The sequence below is a fragment of the Syntrophorhabdales bacterium genome (assembly GCA_035541455.1).
Classification (GTDB): domain Bacteria; phylum Desulfobacterota; class Syntrophorhabdia; order Syntrophorhabdales; family WCHB1-27; genus JADGQN01.
Genome location: DATKNH010000109.1, coordinates 42,793 through 63,754 on the forward strand (window position 1 = coordinate 42,793; position 20,962 = coordinate 63,754).

A 20,962-nucleotide genomic window follows, 5' to 3' on the forward strand; every position below is an offset into this window, starting at 1 on the left:
AAACACCACGAATGAATTATGAAGAATTGTGAAGGCGGGCAGGAAAAATAATGGTGAACGCAGAGCCCCTATTCACTGCGCTCTTTGCCTCAATCCGCCCTCCCTGTGCCTCCACCAGCTCTTTCACGATCGTGAGGCCGATGCCGAGACCCTCGCCGGCGGCGTGATAGAACCTCTCGAAGATGAAAGGCAGGTCTTTTTCGCTTATGCCGCAGCCGCTGTCCTCTACGACGATCCGTAGTTCTGCCTTGCCCGAGGCTACAGCCACCGTAACCTGTCCGCCATTCTCCGTTGCTTTTAACGCGTTGCTCAGGAGGTTCAAAACTATCTGGCTCATTTTTTCCGGGTCGGCGTAGAGTTCCTCGGTGTCGCTGCAGGCAAGTTCTAGCGTCAGTCCCTTTCCTTCGAATCTGCCTCGCAGCCGTTCGATGATATTATCGAGAAGCGGCTTCAGAGCGATCCTCTGCGGCCGTAGTGTCAGACTGCTTGCTTCTGCCTGATTCAGTTCTTCGATGCCATCGACCAGATGCTTGAGGCGCCCTGTTTCATCATAGAGTGATTGTAAACGCTGTTCGTCAGTCTGGATCAATCCGTCCATCATGCCTTCTAATTCGCCGCGCATCACACCAAGTGGAGTCCTCAGTTCATGTGCGACATCGGCAATCAGCTTGCGCCGCAAAGATTCCTGTATCTCGAGGTCCTGCGCCATGCGGTTAAACGTGCTGGCTAGCTCCCCGAGCTCGTCCTGTCGCGATATCGTCACGCGGCGCTTCAGGTCACCGCGGCTGATAGCTGAGGCTGCCTGGGAAAGTTCTTTCACGGGACGGGTCAGGCGAAGTGAAAATAGCACACTGATAAGGATGGCGAGCCCCCCGACGGCGAGTACCGACAATGCCAAAAAGAGATCGGTCCTTCTGACGAAGAGAGCCGAATCGGTCGGCTGGAGCGGGTGCAATTCGAGCGTACCTATTTGCTTACCTCCGAGAAAAAGCGGGTAGGGGGCAAATTCGCCGGTACCGCTCGAAACTCTGAATTCCGAAAGGGCGCTCAGCCTCCTTTTTACTGAGGGAGACGCGTTGCGGATTGCGTGTTCTGTGTCGACGATCATCTCTCCTTGCTGGTTCAGGAGCCGCATTTCGAAGCCCAGTGTTAGTGCCCAGAGTACGTCTTCCGCCTGAGCATCGATTTTCCATCCGCCATTGCGCTCATAGGCTCCTTCGAGTGCAGCTTGGATCCAATAGGCCTTATTTTCCGATTCGCCTTCAAGATATGCGGCGAAGTCGCTCAGCATCAATTCTCTGAGAATGATGGTGCCCGACAGGGCAACTACCGCCACCCCGAGAAGAAGTACGAGGAACTTGAGCCTGAGACTTTTAAGCATCTCTGCTCGCGAGGAACCGGTACCCTATGCCGTAGATCGTCTGGATAAAGGTCGGGTTTTGAGGATCATCATCCAGCTTGCGCCGAATATTCTTTATGTGCGCGTCAACGCTTCTTTCGTATCCTTCGAATTGGTACCCGAGGGCTTTTTCCACGAGTTCCCCTCTGGTAAAGACTCGTTCCGGAGCCACGGCAAGTGTGAAGAGTACCTTGAACTCGGTGGGCGTGAGGTCCAACGCCTTCCCCTTCCTGGTGGCTTTGTAACTCTGTCCGTCGAGAATCAGGGCTCCACGATTAAAACTCAAAGGTTCTGTCCCAGCAAGGTCTTTCTTTTCGAAGCGCTTCAGGACTGACTTGACCCTGAACACCAGTTCCCTCGGGCTGAAGGGTTTTACCACGTAATCGTCGGCTCCGAGAGCAAACCCTGCGACTCTCTCCTCTTCAGAGGCTTTTGCGGTGAGCATGATGATGGGTATGTCGGCCATTTCTTTAAGTTGGAGACAGACATTCTCACCGCTCATATCGGGAAGCATCAGGTCGAGGATGGCGAGCAGGGGGGATTCTTTCTGGGCCGCTTCGATCGCATCCTTTCCCCGGTCGACGTGCACCACTCTGAAACCCGCACCCTCAAGGTAGACTTTAACGATACGCGCTATCTTGGGGTCATCTTCAACGACAAGTACCGGGTAAAGCATGCCGCAAGTTTATACTATAATGAACACCGGGACAAGCCTTTGCCGGGCAATCATAAACCAATCGCTTCGATACCCGGTGGCTTGACAAAAAGAATGCGGGTGCATTGTAGTGTTTATATTATGCGAGACAAAGAGACAATGAAACGACCTGAGCCACCTCTGAAGTCAAACGCTTTGAGCCGCAGGCAGATATCTGTCAGACCCTCGCAAACCCCAAGAGGCTTCAGATACTGAGTCCGTTGAAGCAGGGGGAGCTCTCAGCCGGCCGGATCGTGAGTACCATGCGTATAGCCAAGGCGAACCTTTCTCAGCACCTCGCGCTGTCGTTCGATATGAGGTCGGATGCGCGAATCAGGTGAAAAGCATAAGGGTTATCGCATAGAATTAAGTGCGCGGTATTATTTTTAGTAGTGGAACCATCCCGGGTAGCGACAGCGCTGAGAACAGCCTCGCTCCTTTTTCGAATGGTGAATTGTGGCCCTTGACATGATTTCCCTTCTCCTGGTTTCACTGCCGGTCGGGTTTGTTGGTTCTCTCACCGGCCTGGGAGGAGCCAGTATCCTCGTGCCGATTCTTGTTTTTCTTGGATTGCCCATAAAAGAAGCTATCGCGTCAGCGCTTGTCAGCGTCATCGCTACATCCAGCGGCTCGGCATCCGCATACGTGAAGGATAAACTTGCTAACGTTAAGATCGCCATGTACCTCGAAATGTTCACAAGTGTCGGAGCCATCATAGGGGCGACGATCACGACCCTGATCGCACCCGTCTATCTCTATTTCTTCTTCGCGCTTTTTCTGATGACCTCATTCCTGAAATTGCGCCACCGGCCGATTGCCAGTTCTGCAACTCCCGCGCATATACGCCTTTCGCGATGGCTTCAGCTGGAAGGGAGCTATTTCGATGAGGCAAAGAGGGAAACCGTCGACTATACGGCGGAGCGGCCGTTGCTTGGCGGGTTGGGTATGATGGTTGCGGGTCTCGCCGCAGGCATGCTTGGCATCGGAGCAGGGGCTTTCAAGGTGACGGTGCAGGAGAACATACTGAGGCTTCCGCCAAAAGTAGCGAGCACCACGAGCAATTTCATTGTGGGCATGACGGCGTTGGCCGGCATCAGCGTCTACTTCTTCAGCGGCCTTCTGAATGTGACCTTGATGGCGCCGTTGGCAGTAGGTACCACTCTCGGTGCAATAGCAGGGGGCAGGGTATTGAACAGGCTCAACGATCATACGTTGCGCCTCCTTTTCTATTGTATTGTCGTCCTGCTGATTGTGCAGATGCTCTATAAAGGGGTCAGACTCTTATGAATCGAAGAGCGACAGGCAGCGGAGAGACCAAACTGGAGATGCTGATCAGCTACGTCCTCATCGGGGGCGTCATAACAAGCCTCCTGTTTGTAATCGCAGGTATGGTTCTTTTTTATCGTGAATACGGCAATGTGGCTGTTTCTCACAGCAGCCAGATGTTTCTCCGGGGGGAAGATTTTTTTCTGTTTTTTGTGCAACTCTTCAGGGAATCAAACTCCGAATTGTCTATCAGGGTGATTACCATCGGTATCGCGGTGCTCATCCTGACGCCTTACATCAGGGCCCTGCTTTCGGTCATCTATTTTGCGGCCAGGGAAAACGCGAAATACCTGGTGATCACCTCGTTTGTCCTCGTACTCCTCACGATAAGCCTGCTGCTGCATTGAATTTCTTGTTAGTGAGGATCGCCTATTTCGAAGGCGCTTTTTCGGCTTGCTTTTCGAGCGTGTATCCGCTGGGATAGCTGGCCGGAGCGGTGCTCTGTCCCGGTCCCGGGCCGCACGACGTTGCGCATGCGTAGGCGAAAAGCGACGTGCCGATGAGCAGCAGGCTCAATTTCAATCTTTTCATCTCTTTGTCCTCCTCTAGACCCTACACTTTAAGAAACACACGTGCTGCGCACCTGTCAATCCCGAAGATAGAATGAAAGCGCGTAAAAGCGAGCGCCAGGAAAAGGAAAGAAAAAGGATTGACAAGAGCAGTCTGAAATGGACAAATATTGGCGATGGATTTTCTGCACGCCATAATCTTCGGAATAGTTGAGGGCATCACCGAGTTTTTGCCCATATCATCGACCGGCCACCTGATGCTGACAGCCCAGGTTATGGGACTGGGCCAGACAGAATTTCTCAAAACTTTCGAGATTGCTATACAGCTTGGCGCTATTCTCTCCGTGGTGGTTCTCTACTGGAGATCCCTTTTTGTGGACAGGGAAATCGCAAAACGTGTTCTTGCAGCCTTCCTCCCCACGGCGGTACTGGGGCTTCTCTTCTATAAGATCATCAAGAAATATCTCCTTGCGGGCACGGGTGTCGTGCTCTGGTCTTTATTCATCGGAGGTATATTCCTGATTATCTTTGAAATTCTGCATCGCCGAAGAGTAGAGCCCTTCGATGAGCTATCTTCCATACCGTACTCCACCGCACTCGTGATCGGCGTGTTTCAGTCCATAGCGATGATTCCAGGAGTCTCGAGGGCTGCTGCGACTATAGTCGGAGGTCTGCTCCTGGGAGTCAGGCGCAAGACGATCGTCGAGTTTTCCTTTCTGCTGGCAGTACCCACCATGCTTGCGGCGACCTGTCTTGATCTTTACAAGAACGCCGGAAGTTTTTCCATGGCGCAGCTTGGGTCCCTGGCAGTCGGATTTGTTGTCTCCTTCGTTGCGGCATTGCTGGCTGTCAAGTTTCTGCTCAACTTCATCAAGCACCACACATTTATCCCGTTCGGGATATATCGTGTTGCGGTTGCGCTTTTTTTCTGGGTTTTCCTTGTACTGAAGTGACACAGTCCGAACGCGAGTCCGATGCGTATCGCAGTCCCGGTGAGGAGGGGTGAACCAGATGCCGGAGCTCGAACTCCCGAATATGGAAGAGCTGGAAAAGGAGAAAGAAAAGAGCTTTACGAAGCGGGTGGCGCTGGTCACGGCTGTCTTTGCTGTATTCCTGGCCATCACCTCATTGGGTGGCAGTAAGGCCATGAAAGAAATGCTGCTTGCGCAGCAGGAGGCATCCAACCAGTGGGCCTACTATCAGGCGAAAGTCATCCGTGAACATCTGTACAGGTCGCAAAGCCTGATGCTGGAGGCGCAGCTCCTCGATCGCGACAACACTATGACCCATCAGGCCAGAGAGAAAATCCAATTATTGATAAAGAAGTCGAGTGACGAGGCAGACAGGTTCGCCGCGGAGAAGAAGCAGGTTGAGGAAGAAGCAAAGAAGGTAGAGAAGGAGCGGGACACCTATCGGGCCAAAGACCCTTATTTCGAGTATGCAGAAGTATTGCTGCAGATCGCGATTGTCATGGCCTCCATAGCAATTCTGTCTGCATTTCGTCCTATCTTTTATTTTTCCCTCGTGAGCGCTGCAGCCGGGGTTCTTCTTTCTCTTAACGGGTTTCTGATGGTATTCCGTGTGCCGTTTCTGCATTGATAATGGCCCTTCGCGTCTTAAATAGCTCTGTAGTGCCTTTTTCCGCGGATTGAAATAGTGATTGGTTAGTCGGATTTTTGGCCGGCTGTTTGCATTGGGCGATGTTGTAAGACAACGCAGCTATGCTGGAATGCTAAGGGGGGGGGTCACACGTACATGGTGGATGTGAAGAAGGTCGATCTCATTCCGTCGGAGCTGGCCGCAATAGAGACTCATAAATACTTTATGTCCGTAAACCAGGGCCGGGAGGTCTCTATCGAGGAAGCCATCGAGGACTTTGTCGAAAAATACAGGGCAGGCTGGCTTCAGGAGAAGCAGCGGCTGGACAACGAGGAGCAGATGAGGGAGATCGAGAGACATAAGTATTTGCGCTCGACCGAAGCCGGATACGATATAGGGAGGAGGGTGGCCTCACAGGAATGGATCGTAAAGTATGCCCATATATGGAGGGAGGCGAAGGAATCGCTCCAAGCCCACGGCTTCCTGCAGGTCAATCTGATTGTTCAGAACAAGGAGGGCCTCCACATGGGTCCTGCGTCACGGCTTTCGGAAATTGCCAGGAGTTGTGACTGTGACATCTATGTTCACAGAAAGGGGATGGAATACTACAACCTGGTTCTGAATGGAAAAGAATACCTGAATGTAAAATCGGTTATTTCAATCCTTCAGCTGGACGCAGCCATGGGAGAAGAATTGCAGTTTATAGCTACCGGAGCACAGGCTAAAGAGGCTCTGGACGAGGTCACACTCCTCCTCAGTGAACCGGATACGGAGTCACCCTAGGCGTTTCGGCTACCGCGGACGTTTCCTAACCCGGTGCCACCCCGTCATAGTCATAGACCAAATTTTCCAGTGATCTTCGTCGTAGCCAGCGTCTTGCCTTCCAGTGCTTTCTGAAAGGCCTGGAGTGAAACGTTTGTGTCCAGATCAAGTTTCTCGACGCTCAGGGCGTAGAGGGTGATCACGTAGGGGTGGTCGCCCGAACCTTTCGGTGGCTGCGGTCCTCCATAGCCGGTTTCCCCGAAGGAATTCTTCAGTTCGAGGGATCCAGGGGGCATTTTCTTTCCGGATGTTCCCGGTTCAAGTGCGGTAGTCGTCGCAGGGATATTGATCACGAGCCAATGGACCCAATTCCTTGCCACCGGATGAGGATCAACCATGGAAAGGGCAAAGGACTTTGTTCCCGCAGGTGCGTTCTTCCACGCAAGAGGGAGTGAGACGTTCTTCCCTCCTGCTCCCGGCATAACATACTGAACCGGGATTTTTTCTCCATCCTTTAAGGCGGTCGATGAAATCTCCATGTCACTCCCTCCTTGCCCCTGCGCGTGTGCAAGGGCCAGTAGCACAAACCACACCGCAAGCATTGTCCTGCGGGTCAATTGGAAGAGTTTTGTGCTGAAACACGTGCGCCGGAATTCTCTCATTTGTCCCCCAGTATATCGTAACCTAAGTCTCGCCCGGAGGCCATGTCAACGAGGACTCCGTCAAGATCTCTTCAGAAGATTCCGCCAATACTCTTGGCGTAACCTGTCATCTCGATATAGCCCTCACAGGAGACTTCTTTCCCTCCCGATGTCCCGGTGCCGATGACCGTACCTTCCCAATAGATGATGCCCGTAGAGCCTTCGGTGAGAAGTTCCTGGTCCGCGACAAGGGGTTTCACACTGACCTCTATGCGCTGCGAAGGTATGCTTATGCGCCAGTGGCTCGGATAGACCGCTTCACTCTTCTGGCTCTTCCAACGATCAAGCACTTCCATCTGGATATCTCCAAGCCTGAGGTGTGTTACCCGTCCCGAATGGTCCACAAGAGTCCCCGATGACGAGGGCTCCACAGTGCCATCTTTGCGTCTCAAGAGGTAGATCATCAGATCCCGCCTATCTGACAGATGAATACTGAACCAGTCCCATCCGACCTGGTCGCCAGCCAGCTGATTCGAACCGAACTCGTGGTCGAACCAGCTTGTCCCTTTCACTGGGAGGGTGTGTGGTGATCCAGGCGTCTTCAACGTGCCAACCGTCTCCAGATCTGTAAATGAATAGTAGTAGCTCGCTTGTCCCCCCCGCGGTCCTTTCCTGCTCAATCCATGTTCACCGTGGAGCACAACCGATTTTCGCGGCGCGAGATCAAGCGCCAGGCTCATCTGATCGTTGCGTGCCTGGATGTGTATCGTGTTGTTCTCCATTGTTGCGGACCAACTGAGGAGCCACACCTGCATGCGATCCTGAGCGGCTCCGGCGAGTCCCGGCCCACTCCTCGATACCCTTTCGTCATAGGAGAAACGTCCGGCTGCGGCGTCGGTAAGAGTAAAATGGGCGAGATAGAGGTCGCGCAGGGACCAGGCATTCTGCGGATCTTCGGGATGTTTAAGAACAGCCTGGCGAAAGAAAGTGACTTGGTATCCGTAGCGTTTTCCCGTAGCGTCCGCCAGGTTGCCGGTGAAGTACCACCATTCCGTACGGAATTGGGGGTGAGAGCCGTGATCACGGGGGAAAGCCCACTGCCACGGCCCGATCGCCTGTTTCCAGTCTGCATCAGTGACTGCCGACTCTGTCAGCACCAGTGAGGGTACTGCGAGCAGAACGGCGGCAGCGAGAAGCGTAGCAGCCTTGCGCCTTGCGCCTTGCGCCTTGAGCCTGTGGTTGATGCTCGTCACTGTCTCTCACTCCTCCCGTATCTGCATCTGGGGATAGGTTCTGCACACTTTCCAGATGGGGTAGGCGGCAGCCCCTAAACTTGCGACAAGGGCCGTCAGCGCAGTCCACACATAGGGACCCGGCTCAGCATAGAAGAATATGGTCCAGTTAAAGCTTCGCAGATTGATCACGTTGATCAGGAGAACGGCCAGAATTGTACCGACGCCGGTGCTCAGAAGATAGCTGACCGCGCCCATGCCCAGTCCTTCCAAAAGCGTCATTGTGGCGATCTGAAATGTTGAGAAGCCGAGGGAGCGATAGATGCCGAAATCGCGACGTCGCTCCATGAACAGCGTGAGCAGCGCACCTGCGATGCCGAAGAAGGCAACGACAATCGCCAGAGCACGCATGGAGCGGGTGACCGCAAAGGTGTTGTCAAACACCTTGAGGATACTGGCGCGAAGCTGTGACTGGGTCTGAACGGGCAGGCCCCTGGCCTCAGCTCTTCTTTTTATGTCATGAATAATTTCTGCCCGGTGAGGGTTGTCAGGATCGATAAACACCGCAAGGCTGTTGATGGTATGGTCTCCAAAGACGCGAAGGAACGTGGAGCGATCCATCATCAGAAGACCGTGCTCTGTTGTGTAGTCGTAGAAGATACCGCCTACCATGAATTTTTCGTGGCCGTGCGCTCCCTCGAGCACTATCGCGTCGCCGGAATTAATATGAAAACGTCGCGCGAAACTCTCGGAGATAACTACGCCGCCGTGCTTGACCGGATCCCAGTTTTCGCTTCCGCCTTTCAGCCATCCAAAGCGCGTGAATCGCTGCACCACGGCAGCATCGACAGAGGCGACGTAGACAGGAACGCCGCGGTATAGTACCTGGACATTCCGGTAGGGATCTGCCCCGCCCAAGCCGGGAATCTGCTTGACCTCTTCATAGAAAGATTCGGGTACATCGGCCTCGCCTATCTTGCCTATATAGATCTCACCGCGGAGCTGTGAGTCCATCCACCAGACAAGCGACTGGCGGAAGCTGCCAATCATGGCGCCGAGACCGACAGACATGGAAAGAGCTACCATGAACGCAGCAACCGCAACAGCGGTACGGCCAAGATTTTGCCGAATGTTCCCGGCGGCTATTTTTCCAGGAAGTCCGCCCAGGAAGCCCAACAGCCACTTCAGGCTGGAGTGGGCCGCGACGAGGATCGTGCCTGTGAGGAGACTGGCCCCGATTAGAAAGGCAAAGACACCGGTAAATCCCACATAAATATGCGTCCGCGGCAGGGCGAGAAGAAGAGCGCTGATAGCCATGATTGCCAGACCGGCAACCGATGTCTTGTGGGCTATGCGTCCGCTCTTGCGGTCAACTACCCGGCCTGAGAGAGCTTTTATCGGCTCGGTGCGGACTATTTCCAGCAGCGGCAGGGCGCCGCCCAGGATACTGGCTCCGCAGCCAAGGCCTATCCCGGCAAGCAAAACCCAGTTCGACCAGACGGCAGGTTCGGGTCGGAGAAAAAAGTAGAGATCGCTGATGCTGGTGCCGATAAGCGCTGTTAAGAATCGGGTCAAGATAAAACCGATAAGACTGCCGAGTACACCCCCGGCCACGCCGAGTATGAGAATTTCCGTCAGGAAGGCTGTTATGATCTCATATCTCCGGGCGCCCAGGCTGCGCAGAATCCCGGAGTCGCGTCTGCGGTTCACCACCGCAAACATCGCCGTATTGTAGATCAGGAAGACACCTACAAAGAGGGCGAGAAGGGAAAGGGCCTCGAGGTTAAGGCGGAAAGCCCCGAGCATCGCAGACAGTGTCACGCTCCGCTCCTGCCCTGACTGTATGAGAAAGCCCTTTTCCCATCGTGTGCGAAAGCCCGTCTGATCATTGAGAATGAGATCCACTCTATCCACCAAGCCCTTTAGTCCAAAAAGCTCCTGAGCGTGAGCAATGTCCATGAGCACGAGCGGTTCGCCTGACAGATTCGAGAACGTGCCCATGACCCGGAGCGTACCCTTTGTGGTCGGAAGCAGCGAACCTGGTGATAGGTTCAGTTGGAGGGCCAGTTCCCTGTCGACAAGCACGGTATTGTTATCCAGAATAAAGGAAAGAAGAGTAGTGCGGCCGCCTGTTTTGTTTTTTGTCTGAGAGTCGGCGATCTCGGGACGCAGTGCACGATCCAAAAAAGGATCGATGCCGAGGAAACGTACAAGGTCGTCGTTCCGAAGTCGCAGCTTCCTGTCAATTACGGGCGAGAACCTTTCCACTGCCGGATCGCGGGCGAGGGCCGCAAGTATCTGTTCCTCCATCGGCCCGGCAGGCCGCTGCATGGAATGGGTCGCTTTGCCGCTCAAAAAACCGACCGCCTTCGTGAAGCTGGCTAGTGCGGTGATGGCCGACATGGTCATGCCCACCACAGCGGCAACCCCGCATGCTACGCCCATCAGTTGAAGGAAGCTGAGACTCAAGCGCCTCGGCAAATAACGTAGAAATGACTTGGTGACGGATTTCAAGAAATGATTACCCCGGATGCTGCATCTTCGACAACGATACCATCTACCATCTTGAGCACGCGGTCAGCATAACGGCAGGTGAGAGGTGCGTGGGTTGCCATAATCAGCGTTGTCCGTGATTCACGGCATTTTCGAGTGAGGAGATCGAGGATCATATCGCCGGTAGCCGTGTCCAGATTTCCGGTAGGCTCGTCAGCCAGGATTATGGATGGTCGCTTGACCAGCGCTCGCGCTATGGCGACACGCTGTTGTTCACCTCCGGACAGCTCGTTAGGGTAACGGTGCTCTTTACCGCCAAGGCCGACCTCGGTTAAAACGCTTTGGGCCCGCTCCGGATCCGGCTTGCCCACCAACTCGAGCGACAGAAACACATTCTCGAAGGCGGTGAGCGTAGGCAGGAGGTTGAAGAATTGAAACACGAATCCCAGGCTGAGCCTGCGCAGGTTTGTTCGTCCCTTCTCGCCAAGGAGCCTGAGATCTTGTCCGGTAACTTCTATGAGGCCCTTCGTGGGATAATCCAAACCGGCGATCAAGTTGAAGAGTGTGCTTTTCCCCGAGCCGCTTTTTCCGTAAAGCGCTATTACTTCACCTGCAGCTATTTCAAGACTGCTGCCGCGCAGGGCAGGAGCATTGGTGAGATCGTCCGCGTAATCCTTCCAGAGATCGACCACGCGAATTACTGTCTCGCTCATTCTTTTAGCTTCTCCCGGATTGCCCACCTGCCGGCCAAATGGAGGCAGGCTGCGAAGTTTTAGCACGCATCTTCCACGACAATCAAGCCGCAATAGATGTAGAAGCGCTCATTGCTTCAGTTTTATCCGGACCCTTTGAATCCTGCTGGGTTAAGGAAAGGAAACCTGATACATGGGAAAAGGAAAGGGAACAGTGGAGAGGGTTAGAACGTCTTCATGAACTTAATTCGCCAGCCCATGTCGTAGACGTGGCCAAAATTCGTGTCCCCGTCGCGATCCAGCTGTACCGCACGTCCAAAAAGAATGCTGCCATAATTACCCCATTGGTAGCCGACGAGCAGTTCAGTGTCTATATTGCTCTGATACAACTTCTTGAGCTCCATTTTGTCTGCGTTGCCGATGTTGGCCATGCCGACGAGTGTGCTCTCTTTGTTCACGTCGTACGACAAGAGGTAGGAACGGGCAGGGGTCTCCTGACGTGCTTCCGGTTTTGCCGCGGAGAATGACTGCGGGTAAAGCGAATAGGTCCGAACCTTGCTTTGTCCGTCGGCATGTTCATCAGTAGTACCTAGCTTTGAGAGATCGAGGCGCTCCCAGAAGACCTCGGACTCGCTTTTTGAGCCCGGCTCTGTACTCTGAACGCTTGTCTGGTTTTCATTCAGGAGAGGGGACACGCTACTAGAGGCATTATCCTGCGCATGCGAACCTGCGACAATCCCGAGGAGAAAAAACACCGAAAAAAGAAGAATCACCCGAATCGTTTTCATGGTATATACCATAATTTCTTTTTTCTACTTTCGTCTATAATTATAAGGCTTTATTGGGGCAAAATCAATGTGGCCCGGCCGAGAGATCACGCTTGACATCAGTGAAAATCAGAGTCGTGGAAACGCGGCGATGGGCAGCTGAAAATACAGGCTCCGCAGTGTGGCACAAAGGTGAACTGGTTCAAAGCGATATCAAAGGGATGAATTTTTGCGGATCGCAGCGCCTCCTGCCAGTCCTCATTTGTTGGTTCCGGCGGCATGGGAATTTTGGTTCTGCGGAAGCCTTTTTCAGGATAGAGCCACTTGCACTTGACTGTATGCAGCTTGGCATGCTCGAAATTCCTGTCGCCAATGGCCAATGATTCTTTTCCCCTCATCGCTGTGGTGGGGCACGCTCTAAGACATGCGTAGCCGCAATGATCAGGCTGACACAGCCTGGTTCCTTCATACATCGACGAGGGTTTCAACGGCGCATCAGTGATTACAGAGACAAGCCTCTGTCGGGGTCCGAATTCAGGGCTCAGCAGAAGGCCGCTGAAACCCAATTCTCCAAGACCGGCTGCCACAGCCGCATGTCGGTGGGAAAAGTCAGCTACAGTCCCGTATTTGTAGCTCAATCCCGTGGGCGGAAAGGGTAGAGCCTTGAAGCCTTTCAATTCGAGAAATCTCACCAACCGGTTTGCTGCGGATGAAAGATTCCAGTTTGCGATGACATAGCCGTACCACATGTAGGGCCCGAGCGTCTTGCCCGCTTCGTCATACCGGCCGGCGACCTCGACCGCCGCATCCGGAATCTTTATTGCGCACACCACGACCGATCTGGCGCTGGAGAGATAATCATTAGGCCGTCTTCCCTCGGGTGCGCCTTGAAGCCTCTCCGCCGGCGCGATGCCGATAAGGTCGATGTCCAATCTGGTCGTCGCAAATTCTGTTACGGCTTGCGTCAGTTCCTCGTCATGATTCATAAAATACCGGCCTCCTATCCACGGCTGAGAAGATTTTTCCAGCAACCCGTCACGCTCGGGTGCAGATGCGACTTACATTCCAAGCTTGTCACTCGCTCTCTTCATGGCGTCGAGACAGGTGGTGACAAACTCTGCGAGGGGTATGCCGATCTTCTCGCATTCAAGGATGTTCTCATATTCGGGCATGGCCCTGAAACGCTCCGAGTGAATTCTTTCCATCACAGCGCTGACCGTCACGCCGTGCAGCATCTTGTCGGGGAGCGCTCTTCCGACTGATATTATGACAAAGGTGAGTCGGTCGCTCGCGGCCAGGGCTTGCTGAAACTCAGTAGTCCGTTCTCTGCCGTGCCACGATTCATTGTGCATGAGTACCGCATCGATTAGTTCGTGATCGAGTCCGTGCCGGGTGAGTATGGAGCCGGCTTGGCTGCCATGGATCGTAAAGTCGCGCTCCACCACTTCTATATCGATGTCGTGGAGCAATCCGGCAAGCCCCCATTGCTCCTCGTCCCTGCCGAGCTTTCGTGCCAGTGCGCGCATGACTGCTTCCACGGCGAGAACATGGCGTATCAGCCTCCGGTCCGTGATGTACTGTTTGACGAGGTGAAAAGCTTCTTTCCTTGAAACGCTCATTGCTCTTTCCTTATTTCCACGTAACCTGGGCGCACTCGCGGTCGATCCACCGCTTAAACCGTATAGCAGGATACCCGAGAGCCAATCCTCCGTAGATGCTGTGTCCTTTGGGCAGTTCGACCAGACGCGGCAGAAGGGGTTCGTGCGCGCAGGCTGTTACGATGTATCCGGTATAGAAGCCGCCGAGACCCAGTGATGAGGCTACCAACGTAGCGTTGTGGAGTGCGAGCGTTGCATTCACATCAGCCGAGCGCATAGTCTGGTCGGCGTGAAAAAGAAGGAGGAGCGGGGCTCCGAAGAGGACGAGGTCAGTGCCCTGGCGCATCTTGCTTGCCATTACGTCAAGCTGGCTGATCCATTGTCGGACCTGTTCGATATCCTTGGTTCCGCGCAGTATGTAAAGCTTTCTCCAAAAAGGGTTTTTGAGTCTCTTCGCCACCTTGCCAAGCCATTGGGCCGTATGGGAGGCAATGGCACGAAGCAGGGTCTTGTCCTGGATTACTATGTATCGCGTGCTTTGGCTGTTCTTAAGGCTGGGAGCAAAGCGTGCGCCTTCGATCACTTTCTCGACAATGTCCCTCGGCACGGTCCGTTCCTGAAAGGTACGTATGGAACGTCTGGAGACGATCATCTCGCGTACCTGCTCGTAGGAAGGAAGGAGGTCTGTCCTCACTTCATGGATCTTTTCAGGCGGGGAGTGGGCCTGGCTGACAGCTCCCGAAGGACACACCAGGACGCAGTGGCCGCAGGAGTTGCATGATTCCTCGTGGGCCACGGAGGGAATTCCCCCTTCTGCCTCCAGCGAGAATACTTTCTGGCAGATGCGCTGGCAAAGACCGTCTCTCTTGCAGCGTTCCGGGTCAATGGCCACGAGCGGCATACATCCTCCTTGAAACAAAAATGGCTACAGAGCGCATAGCGCTCTGAATAGTTGTATCGTTACGTCGTTCACTGCGGAACCGCTGCATCAAAGGGTGATTAGTACAAGCTCGTTGCGGCTGAGCTCTTCGTATATCGCGGTCAGCTGTTGTTGGTTCGTGGCGATGAAGGTTGCTGTTATGGACATGTAGGTATCGTGTGAACTGACCCGGGTAGTGTATGTGACATTCTCGCCTTCGGCAACATGTTTTTCTATGATGGCGCTTACGGACGCATGAAAGGCATTCACATTTCGCCCCACGACCTTGAGCGGATAAGAGCAGGGAAACTGCAGAAGGCTTGCGGGATTCTTGGCCATGGAACCATCCTAGATTTTGCGCTGTCCCGGGCTGCTTTACCGGAGCGGTTATTTTAGCGCATTCCTTGACGACTTTCCACGCCCTGCCTAACGCCGGTCATGGTTTTTGCCAGCGAACCGCGATGAAGGCGCCTGTCTGCAATCCCTTCTCTTTGCCCTCCTTCTCTAATTGCGTTGCCTCCTTCGGAGTAACATCTTTCGGAAAATGCACGGCAGTCTTCACAATGCCGGGCAGGGGTGCGAGCGAGCGCATGTCGTCGGGAGACCGGAAAATTGCCCTTGAGAAAATGGTCTCCTTTTTCGTTGCTTCTTCCCGCCTTATCTTTGCCCACGGACTCAGACTGTTAAGTGTTGCCACAAGCACCACTCCGCCTGCCTTTGTCACCCGGAAGAGTTCTCTTACTGCCACTCCGCCGTTCTCGATAAATTCGAGAGCCGTGATTGACACAGTCTTGTCGAACGTCTGCTCCTTGAAGGGTAGGCGAAGAATATCAGCCGCTACCGGGCTGAAGCGCGAGGATTGAGCTTTGACATGCGCTTTGTAGAGCATGGGAAGGGATAGGTCGATGCCCACGACGCTGGAGCCTGCTGCAAGAATCTCCAGCGTGAAGACGCCTGTGCCACACCCCGCGTCCAGTATTCGTTCCCCGGCCACGGGATCGAGCAATTCCATGACAAGGGCTTGCTCGCTTGCTTTTACCAGTGAACCGACAGGCGTCTCAAACCAACGGTCATACTGATCCGGCCAGTCGTCGAAGAGCTGCCTTTTCATGTCGGTCGTCTGGTGGCGGTCCTGAAGAGGCAAAGCCCTTATTTGACGATGTGTGCAATCCCGAGATCGTCCAATTTGCGCGCAGTGGGAGCACCCTTCTCATCCCATCCGCGGAGTTCGTAGTAGCGATCGAGAAACTGTTCGAGTTCTTTTACCGTCTCTCCGTCGCCGGGCGCGCCGAACGTCTGAAGAGGCTCGTGCAGGATCCGGTCCGGCAGTCTGTCCTCTTTGCGGCTGAAGCCTTCACGTACGTTGAATGCCCGCTCGAGGTTGACGATCCTGTCCCCTACCTTGAAGAGATAATTGGGATCAGCAAACTGCTCACACCCTGTGGCCGCAGCCAGGAGCTTCGCGTAGATGACAGGGAACCAACCCCATGGTCTCGCAAAACTGCAGTTGATACCGACTTCGTTCGTCGCAGTAGTGTTCTGGTTGGTGATAACGATGTCCGCATTTTGGACCTCTTCAAACCTGTTAACCACTCTTGGTATTGGGGCGCCGAATATTTCCTGATGAGCATATCCGTAGCAATGACTCCCGCCGATATTGGAGGTGGCGTAATTAAAGCCTTGCGACTTAGCCCCTCGTGGCTCGTACGCCGGCAATTCCATCCCTTTGGCGTGGATGGCGTAGCTTTCCGCGCCCCGCCCGATCTTAGCCGCAGCCCTTACACTGCCTTCGGCCAGTATATCACCGAAGCCTTCCCTTGCAGCAATTTTTTCGATCAGCTTGATCATGGCTTGATGATTGCCGTAGACGAGCTCCAGGCCATCCGTATCCTTGCGGTCGATGATACCGTGTTCGTAAAGCTCGTAGGCAAACGCTATGCTGTTCCCCGCACTGATGGTGTCCATACCGAGATCGTCGCACAGTCCGTCTGCGCGAATAGTTGCTTCGATGGAGGTGCTGTCAATAGGTGCGCTGAAGACCCATATGGATTCATACTCCGGCCCCTCGCTCCACGCTCCCGCATACTCACCGGTGGTGACGGTATGAGCCTTGCCGCAGCGGGCGGAGCAGTTGTAGCAGCCAAACTCTCCGGTTCTGATTTTCCTGTACTCCTCGCCGTAAAGCTTTTCAGCGTTCTTCTGCTGGCCGTAGCGGAAATTCCGCGTGGGGTACACGCCGAGCGTATTGGTTATATCCTGTGTCATTGTCGTGCCCCATTGTCTGTGCTGCACGTACTTCTCGCTCTCGCGATAGAGCCGGTATTGTTCTTTGGCCAGCTCTTTGAAAAGATCAGGATCAGAAAGCGTGATCATACGGTCTGCGGTGATGGCTATGGCCTTCAGGTTTTTTGAGCCCATGACTGTGCCCACACCGCATCGGCTTGCAGTTCTCCTTCCGCTGGCAATCGCAGCGTACCGTACGAGGCGTTCACCTGCAGGGCCGATACAAGCCACGCGTGTTCTGTTCCCGTGGCGTTGATGCAGTACGTCCTGGGCCTGCAGCGTGTTTGTTCCCCATATATCTCTGGCGTCGGTTATCGCGCAACCGTCCTTCGTCAGATGGAGGTAGACAGGTGTTTCAGACTTGCCCTCTACCAGCAGCGCTTCATAACCTGCAAAGCGAAGCCATGCGCCAAAATCGGCGCCGGCTACAGATCGCGCGTACGCCCCAGTCAGAGGGCTCTTGGTCACCACCATCCATCGGGAAACGGATTGCGCCTGCGCACCTGCCAGAGGACCGGCAAGAAAGATAAGCCGGTTCTCTTCGCCCAGAGGGTCCACTTCAGCGGGTTGCTCCCCGTAGAGATAGGAGATGCCGAAGCCTCTTCCTCCCACGAAGAGTTCGCGGGTTGCTGTCGGAACGGTTTCGACTGCCGTTGTTCTTCGACTTAAATTGACGCGTAAAAGACGAGCTGTTACAGCTGTTGCCATGTTCTTATTCCTCCTGTGTACTGCCAGTCTGTCTTAATGTGCTTGCCTTGTGGCTGCCCTGCGGCGTGCCGACTACGTTGCCCTCGCGTGGCGTATTTGGCACATCGTGTATGTGTGTTATCCGGACACCAGGGCCAGTGCTCTTACCGGCGACGCGCTTGAGTTAACCATCATCAATGGCGTGCAGACCAGGGTGAATATCTTGTTATGAGGCAGTTTGTCAAGGTTGGCCAGGTTTTCCATATGATAGCAGACACGTTGCCGCATGAGCATATGTGTCGCGCGATCCTTTGCGTGATCGCAGGTGGAAGCATCAACGCCGAAGATCATGATGCCCCGGTCCAGCATCCACTCCACCGCATCCCTGCGCACCTCAAGGTACTTGCTGAGATACTCGTCGGTGTCATAATACTCGCCTGCACCGGTCCTGAAGAGAATGTATTTCAGGTCGTGTGGATCAACGCTGATCTTCTTGAGGTTCTCTTCAATATCCTCAGGCGTGATAGACTCGGCGTTTTTCTTATAGCAGTAATCCTGCATCACAGCATTGCCTACCATCAGATCGAGCGGCATTTTGTCAATTCCGGTCCCTTCAGGATTGAAGTGCAAAGGGGAATCTATGTGAGTGCCGGCATGATCGCACATCACCAGGATATTTGCCTGTGACGATATGCCCCCGGGCCGCAGCGTATCACTGTGCCCCAGGAAGACGCCGAGATAGGTCTTGGATATCGCGGGGAAGACCGGCATCTTTGTGTGGATAGGCCGGGAAAGATCAATAATCCGATAATCTGAAAGCACGATGGCCTCCTTACTTTACGACACCCAGATCCTTCAAAAGCTTCGAAAAATAATTGTAGTTCTGAGCTACTACGACATCAAGCTCTTTTCCCGTCCGGTACGCCACGGGAAGACTCAGTTCCTTCATACCCTTGATGAATGCAGGTTCTTTCATCGCTTGGCGGAAGCCTTCTTCCAGCTTGTTCACGATTGCGTCAGGCACGGCTTTCTGCGTGATGACCGTGAAATACATGGGGTAGGGTAAGCCGTAGAGTTCTTTGATCGTGGGCACGCCCGGATACTCTGCTGAAGGCTCATCTTTGAGCATCATCACCAGCCGGATCTCTTTTGCTTCCACGAGCGAGGCGTTGAAGTCGCCTGCACCGAACATAACGTGGCCTCCGAGGAGGGCTGTCTGTACTTCAGGTGTACCCTTGAAAGGGATGTGCGTGATCTGGACTTTCTCTTTTTTTGCGACTTCCTCCATCATGAGGTTGCCCATGCTGTTAACCCCGACTGTGCCATAGGTGGCCTTCTTCGGGTTCTGGCGCGCGTACGAGACAAGGTCTTTGAAAGACTTGAAGGGGGAATCGGCCTTGACATAGACGCCGAAATTGAGTCCCCCGTATTGAATGACCGACCGTATATCCTTTATCGGATCGTAGGGTACTTTTTCCAGGAGTGGCGTCAGGAAGAGGGGAGGTCCTCCGCTATACCCTATGGTATAACCGTCAGGTTTTGCCGTTGCAATGGCAGCGGTCCCGACTGTGAGCGCGCCTCCTGGTCTGTTCACTATAACGATGGGCTGCTTCAGATATTTTTCCGCTTCCTTGCAAATGAGTCGCACTGCGAGATCTGTCGGGCCACCCGGAGGAACGGGTACGATGTGTGTAATCGGCTTGCTGGGGAATTTTGCGACGTCCTCCTGGCCGAAACCGGGTCCGCAAAGAAGAAAGGAAAGAAAGAAGACGCTCACAAAAACTGCTGCTGATAGTTTCATAGAAGTCCTCCCTGTATATACTCTGGTGTTGTGCAACCAAACCCCGATTTCAACCATTTCCTTCACTCACTAGTGCTCCGTCTCTCACCCGTACTAAGGTCTCCTTCCGCTTGCCTGCGGAACTCGCGCACGCCTGCTCACCGACGAGCAGACTTAGCGCTCAAACAGTCCTCGGCATGCGCCCTCGGTCGCGCACCACTCCCTCCGAACATAAGACGGGTCCCGAGAGACTCCCGCAATGCTTCGCTCAGGAAAGGTTAAGCCGCGCTCCGCAGTTTTCATAGACCCAGGTAATGCCATTCTGTGATCAATCCAGATAGGCGCCTTTGTCCGCGCTCACCGCGTGCTTCGCAAAATGGGCAAGATAGCCCTTGGTTACTTTCGGCTCGGGCGCTTTCCATGATACCAGCCTCTGTCTGATCTCGTCCTCGGTCAATTCCACGTTGAGGGTGCGCGAGGGGATGTCTATCGCGACCACATCTCCATCGCGCAGTGCCGCAATCGGCCCGCCTGTCGCTGCTTCGGGCACCAGGTGTCCCACGCAGGGCCCGCCCGACGTCCCGGAAAATCTTCCATCCGTCACAATTGCAACCGACTTGTCCAGACCCAATTCCACGAGCATCCAGGTTGCCATCACCATTTCCCTCATACCCGGCCCGCCCTTCGGCCCTTCATATCGTATGATGAGCACCTCTCCCTGTTTTACTTTGCCCGCAAGCAGAGCATCGACGCAGTCCTCTTCCTGCGTGAAAACCCTTACGGGCCCTCTGTGGCGCTGCATCTCTGGCCGTACCGCCGTCTGTTTTACGACGGCCACTCCCATATTGCCCTTCAGGATAGCAATGCCTCCGTTCTTGCCCTTTGGATTGGTGAGGGATCTGATAATCTCATGATCTTTGATTGTCGCGTCTTTCAAATTCTCAGCCAGGGTCTTGCCGCTCGCAGTCATTACGCTTGTGTCCAGAAGGCCTTCCATTGATTTCATGACCGCCTGCAATCCTCCCGCACGCTCGAAATCCTCCATGAGATACCTGGTGTCCGAAGGCTTGATTTCCATGATGGAAGGGGTTTGCCGGCTGATTTCCTCGAAGTCATCAAGCGTAAAGGGATAATCCAGCTCATGCGCGATAGCTGGGAAATGGAGGGTCAGATTCGTCGAGCCGCTCGTTGCGCAGCAGACTTTCACCGCGTTCCGGAAGACAGCCGGCGACATGATATCCCGTGCTTTGACATCCTTCCAGAGAAGCTCCATCACTTTGCGGCCGGCTTCCTCGGCCAGTTTTTCAAGCGCCGGATCAGTAGCACAGAGCGCGGAGTTCCCGGGCAGAGAAAGACCGAAGGCTTCTGCGGCAATGCACATGCTATTAGCAGTCCCCATGAGGCAACATGCCCCGGGACCGGGACAGCAGAGGCCTTCAACCTCGCGCAGTTCCTCCTTTGTAATCTTACCCTGCCTGTACATCACGAAATACTTCCCCATCGAAGAGCAGTCGAGCCTATCCTCTTTGTAGTGGCCAGCAGGCATATAGCCGCCGGTGAACAGTATAGTCGGCAGATTGC

At 54.2% G+C, this 20,962-nt stretch carries 22 protein-coding genes; 5 read left to right on the forward strand and 17 right to left on the reverse strand.

Annotation, left to right across the window (positions count from 1 at the left end):
* Nucleotides 1-16 precede the first annotated feature (16 nt).
* Nucleotides 17-1,381: an ATP-binding protein gene (locus VMT71_11235; GenBank protein ID HVN24536.1), complete on the reverse strand. Its 1,365-nt coding sequence runs from the start codon at nt 1,379-1,381 to the stop codon at nt 17-19.
* Nucleotides 1,374-2,075 carry a response regulator transcription factor gene (locus tag VMT71_11240; protein ID HVN24537.1) on the reverse strand — a complete coding sequence of 234 codons (702 nt, stop codon included), beginning with the start codon at nt 2,073-2,075 and terminating at the stop codon, nt 1,374-1,376. The genes VMT71_11235 and VMT71_11240 overlap by 8 nt, the downstream gene beginning before the upstream one ends.
* 474 nt (nt 2,076-2,549) lie before the next feature.
* Here VMT71_11240 and VMT71_11245 point away from each other — a divergent pair, with 474 nt between their 5' ends.
* Nucleotides 2,550-3,380, forward strand: a complete 831-nt coding sequence (locus VMT71_11245) for a sulfite exporter TauE/SafE family protein (GenBank protein HVN24538.1) — start codon at nt 2,550-2,552, stop codon at nt 3,378-3,380.
* The gene (locus VMT71_11250) at nt 3,377-3,766 is read left to right on the forward strand and encodes a DUF1634 domain-containing protein (GenBank protein HVN24539.1); all 390 of its coding nucleotides are present in this window, start codon (nt 3,377-3,379) and stop codon (nt 3,764-3,766) included. The genes VMT71_11245 and VMT71_11250 overlap by 4 nt, the downstream gene beginning before the upstream one ends.
* Nucleotides 3,767-3,788: 22 nt before the next feature.
* Here VMT71_11250 and VMT71_11255 read toward each other — a convergent pair whose 3' ends face one another.
* Complete coding sequence (locus VMT71_11255) at nt 3,789-3,950, reverse strand: hypothetical protein (GenBank protein ID HVN24540.1); 162 nt, start codon at nt 3,948-3,950, stop codon at nt 3,789-3,791.
* Nucleotides 3,951-4,104: 154 nt separating this feature from the next.
* Between VMT71_11255 and VMT71_11260 the strand changes: the two genes are divergently transcribed.
* The 3 genes from VMT71_11260 (at nt 4,105) to VMT71_11270 (ending at nt 6,310) form a co-directional block, all read left to right on the forward strand.
* A complete protein-coding gene (locus VMT71_11260; GenBank protein HVN24541.1) occupies nt 4,105-4,881 on the forward strand; it encodes an undecaprenyl-diphosphate phosphatase in 777 nt (258 codons plus the stop codon).
* 58 nt (nt 4,882-4,939) lie between these two features.
* Nucleotides 4,940-5,527 (forward strand): DUF4337 domain-containing protein, encoded by a 588-nt coding sequence (locus VMT71_11265; GenBank protein HVN24542.1) that lies wholly within the window; start codon nt 4,940-4,942, stop codon nt 5,525-5,527.
* A gap of 156 nt (nt 5,528-5,683) precedes the next feature.
* Complete coding sequence (locus VMT71_11270; protein ID HVN24543.1) at nt 5,684-6,310, forward strand: HPr family phosphocarrier protein; 627 nt, start codon at nt 5,684-5,686, stop codon at nt 6,308-6,310.
* A 50-nt stretch (nt 6,311-6,360) separates the two neighbouring features.
* On the opposite strand, the gene VMT71_11275 is transcribed toward VMT71_11270, so the two are convergent.
* The 14 genes from VMT71_11275 to ilvD all read right to left on the reverse strand — a co-directional run.
* Nucleotides 6,361-6,828 carry a YbhB/YbcL family Raf kinase inhibitor-like protein gene (locus VMT71_11275; protein HVN24544.1) on the reverse strand — a complete coding sequence of 156 codons (468 nt, stop codon included), beginning with the start codon at nt 6,826-6,828 and terminating at the stop codon, nt 6,361-6,363.
* Between the two features lie 194 nt (nt 6,829-7,022).
* Nucleotides 7,023-8,183 carry a lipocalin-like domain-containing protein gene (locus tag VMT71_11280; GenBank protein HVN24545.1) on the reverse strand — a complete coding sequence of 387 codons (1,161 nt, stop codon included), beginning with the start codon at nt 8,181-8,183 and terminating at the stop codon, nt 7,023-7,025.
* Nucleotides 8,184-8,189: 6 nt separating this feature from the next.
* The gene (locus VMT71_11285) at nt 8,190-10,631 is read right to left on the reverse strand and encodes an FtsX-like permease family protein (protein ID HVN24546.1); all 2,442 of its coding nucleotides are present in this window, start codon (nt 10,629-10,631) and stop codon (nt 8,190-8,192) included.
* Between the two features lie 41 nt (nt 10,632-10,672).
* The gene (locus VMT71_11290) at nt 10,673-11,368 is read right to left on the reverse strand and encodes an ABC transporter ATP-binding protein (GenBank protein HVN24547.1); all 696 of its coding nucleotides are present in this window, start codon (nt 11,366-11,368) and stop codon (nt 10,673-10,675) included.
* Nucleotides 11,369-11,571: 203 nt separating this feature from the next.
* Entirely contained in the window at nt 11,572-12,135 is a 564-nt protein-coding gene (locus VMT71_11295; protein HVN24548.1) for a hypothetical protein, read from the reverse strand.
* A 98-nt stretch (nt 12,136-12,233) separates the two neighbouring features.
* Nucleotides 12,234-13,100: a hypothetical protein gene (locus VMT71_11300; protein ID HVN24549.1), complete on the reverse strand. Its 867-nt coding sequence runs from the start codon at nt 13,098-13,100 to the stop codon at nt 12,234-12,236.
* Between the two features lie 72 nt (nt 13,101-13,172).
* Complete coding sequence (locus VMT71_11305) at nt 13,173-13,733, reverse strand: HD domain-containing protein (GenBank protein HVN24550.1); 561 nt, start codon at nt 13,731-13,733, stop codon at nt 13,173-13,175.
* 10 nt (nt 13,734-13,743) lie between these two features.
* Complete coding sequence (locus VMT71_11310) at nt 13,744-14,613, reverse strand: nitroreductase family protein (protein ID HVN24551.1); 870 nt, start codon at nt 14,611-14,613, stop codon at nt 13,744-13,746.
* Between the two features lie 87 nt (nt 14,614-14,700).
* Nucleotides 14,701-14,970, reverse strand: coding sequence for a DUF493 domain-containing protein (locus VMT71_11315; protein ID HVN24552.1), 270 nt, complete (start codon nt 14,968-14,970; stop codon nt 14,701-14,703).
* A 97-nt stretch (nt 14,971-15,067) separates the two neighbouring features.
* Nucleotides 15,068-15,742, reverse strand: a complete 675-nt coding sequence (locus VMT71_11320; GenBank protein HVN24553.1) for a class I SAM-dependent methyltransferase — start codon at nt 15,740-15,742, stop codon at nt 15,068-15,070.
* 38 nt (nt 15,743-15,780) lie between these two features.
* Complete coding sequence (locus VMT71_11325) at nt 15,781-17,622, reverse strand: aldehyde ferredoxin oxidoreductase family protein (GenBank protein ID HVN24554.1); 1,842 nt, start codon at nt 17,620-17,622, stop codon at nt 15,781-15,783.
* A gap of 117 nt (nt 17,623-17,739) precedes the next feature.
* Nucleotides 17,740-18,423: a cyclase family protein gene (locus VMT71_11330; GenBank protein HVN24555.1), complete on the reverse strand. Its 684-nt coding sequence runs from the start codon at nt 18,421-18,423 to the stop codon at nt 17,740-17,742.
* Nucleotides 18,424-18,433: 10 nt separating this feature from the next.
* Nucleotides 18,434-19,402, reverse strand: coding sequence for a tripartite tricarboxylate transporter substrate binding protein (locus tag VMT71_11335; protein ID HVN24556.1), 969 nt, complete (start codon nt 19,400-19,402; stop codon nt 18,434-18,436).
* 307 nt (nt 19,403-19,709) lie between these two features.
* On the reverse strand, nt 19,710-20,962 hold a 1,253-nt coding region (ilvD, locus tag VMT71_11340), incomplete at its 5' end, for a dihydroxy-acid dehydratase (GenBank protein ID HVN24557.1).

What these genes read in the sequence shown, in the direction of transcription:
- VMT71_11315 (HVN24552.1), bottom strand. Translation starts at nt 14,970, where the DNA reads ATGGCCAAGAATCCCGCAAGCCTTCTGCAGTTTCCCTGCTCTTATCCG.
- VMT71_11270 (HVN24543.1), top strand. Translation starts at nt 5,684, where the DNA reads ATGGTGGATGTGAAGAAGGTCGATCTCATTCCGTCGGAGCTGGCCGCA.
- VMT71_11240 (HVN24537.1), bottom strand. Translation starts at nt 2,075, where the DNA reads ATGCTTTACCCGGTACTTGTCGTTGAAGATGACCCCAAGATAGCGCGT.
- VMT71_11305 (HVN24550.1), bottom strand. Translation starts at nt 13,733, where the DNA reads ATGAGCGTTTCAAGGAAAGAAGCTTTTCACCTCGTCAAACAGTACATC.
- VMT71_11310 (HVN24551.1), bottom strand. Translation starts at nt 14,613, where the DNA reads ATGCCGCTCGTGGCCATTGACCCGGAACGCTGCAAGAGAGACGGTCTT.
- VMT71_11295 (HVN24548.1), bottom strand. Translation starts at nt 12,135, where the DNA reads ATGAAAACGATTCGGGTGATTCTTCTTTTTTCGGTGTTTTTTCTCCTC.
- VMT71_11275 (HVN24544.1), bottom strand. Translation starts at nt 6,828, where the DNA reads ATGGAGATTTCATCGACCGCCTTAAAGGATGGAGAAAAAATCCCGGTT.
- VMT71_11255 (HVN24540.1), bottom strand. Translation starts at nt 3,950, where the DNA reads ATGAAAAGATTGAAATTGAGCCTGCTGCTCATCGGCACGTCGCTTTTC.
- VMT71_11235 (HVN24536.1), bottom strand. Translation starts at nt 1,381, where the DNA reads ATGCTTAAAAGTCTCAGGCTCAAGTTCCTCGTACTTCTTCTCGGGGTG.
- VMT71_11300 (HVN24549.1), bottom strand. Translation starts at nt 13,100, where the DNA reads ATGAATCATGACGAGGAACTGACGCAAGCCGTAACAGAATTTGCGACG.
- VMT71_11335 (HVN24556.1), bottom strand. Translation starts at nt 19,402, where the DNA reads ATGAAACTATCAGCAGCAGTTTTTGTGAGCGTCTTCTTTCTTTCCTTT.
- VMT71_11265 (HVN24542.1), top strand. Translation starts at nt 4,940, where the DNA reads ATGCCGGAGCTCGAACTCCCGAATATGGAAGAGCTGGAAAAGGAGAAA.
- VMT71_11320 (HVN24553.1), bottom strand. Translation starts at nt 15,742, where the DNA reads ATGAAAAGGCAGCTCTTCGACGACTGGCCGGATCAGTATGACCGTTGG.
- VMT71_11260 (HVN24541.1), top strand. Translation starts at nt 4,105, where the DNA reads ATGGATTTTCTGCACGCCATAATCTTCGGAATAGTTGAGGGCATCACC.
- VMT71_11250 (HVN24539.1), top strand. Translation starts at nt 3,377, where the DNA reads ATGAATCGAAGAGCGACAGGCAGCGGAGAGACCAAACTGGAGATGCTG.
- VMT71_11290 (HVN24547.1), bottom strand. Translation starts at nt 11,368, where the DNA reads ATGAGCGAGACAGTAATTCGCGTGGTCGATCTCTGGAAGGATTACGCG.
- VMT71_11325 (HVN24554.1), bottom strand. Translation starts at nt 17,622, where the DNA reads ATGGCAACAGCTGTAACAGCTCGTCTTTTACGCGTCAATTTAAGTCGA.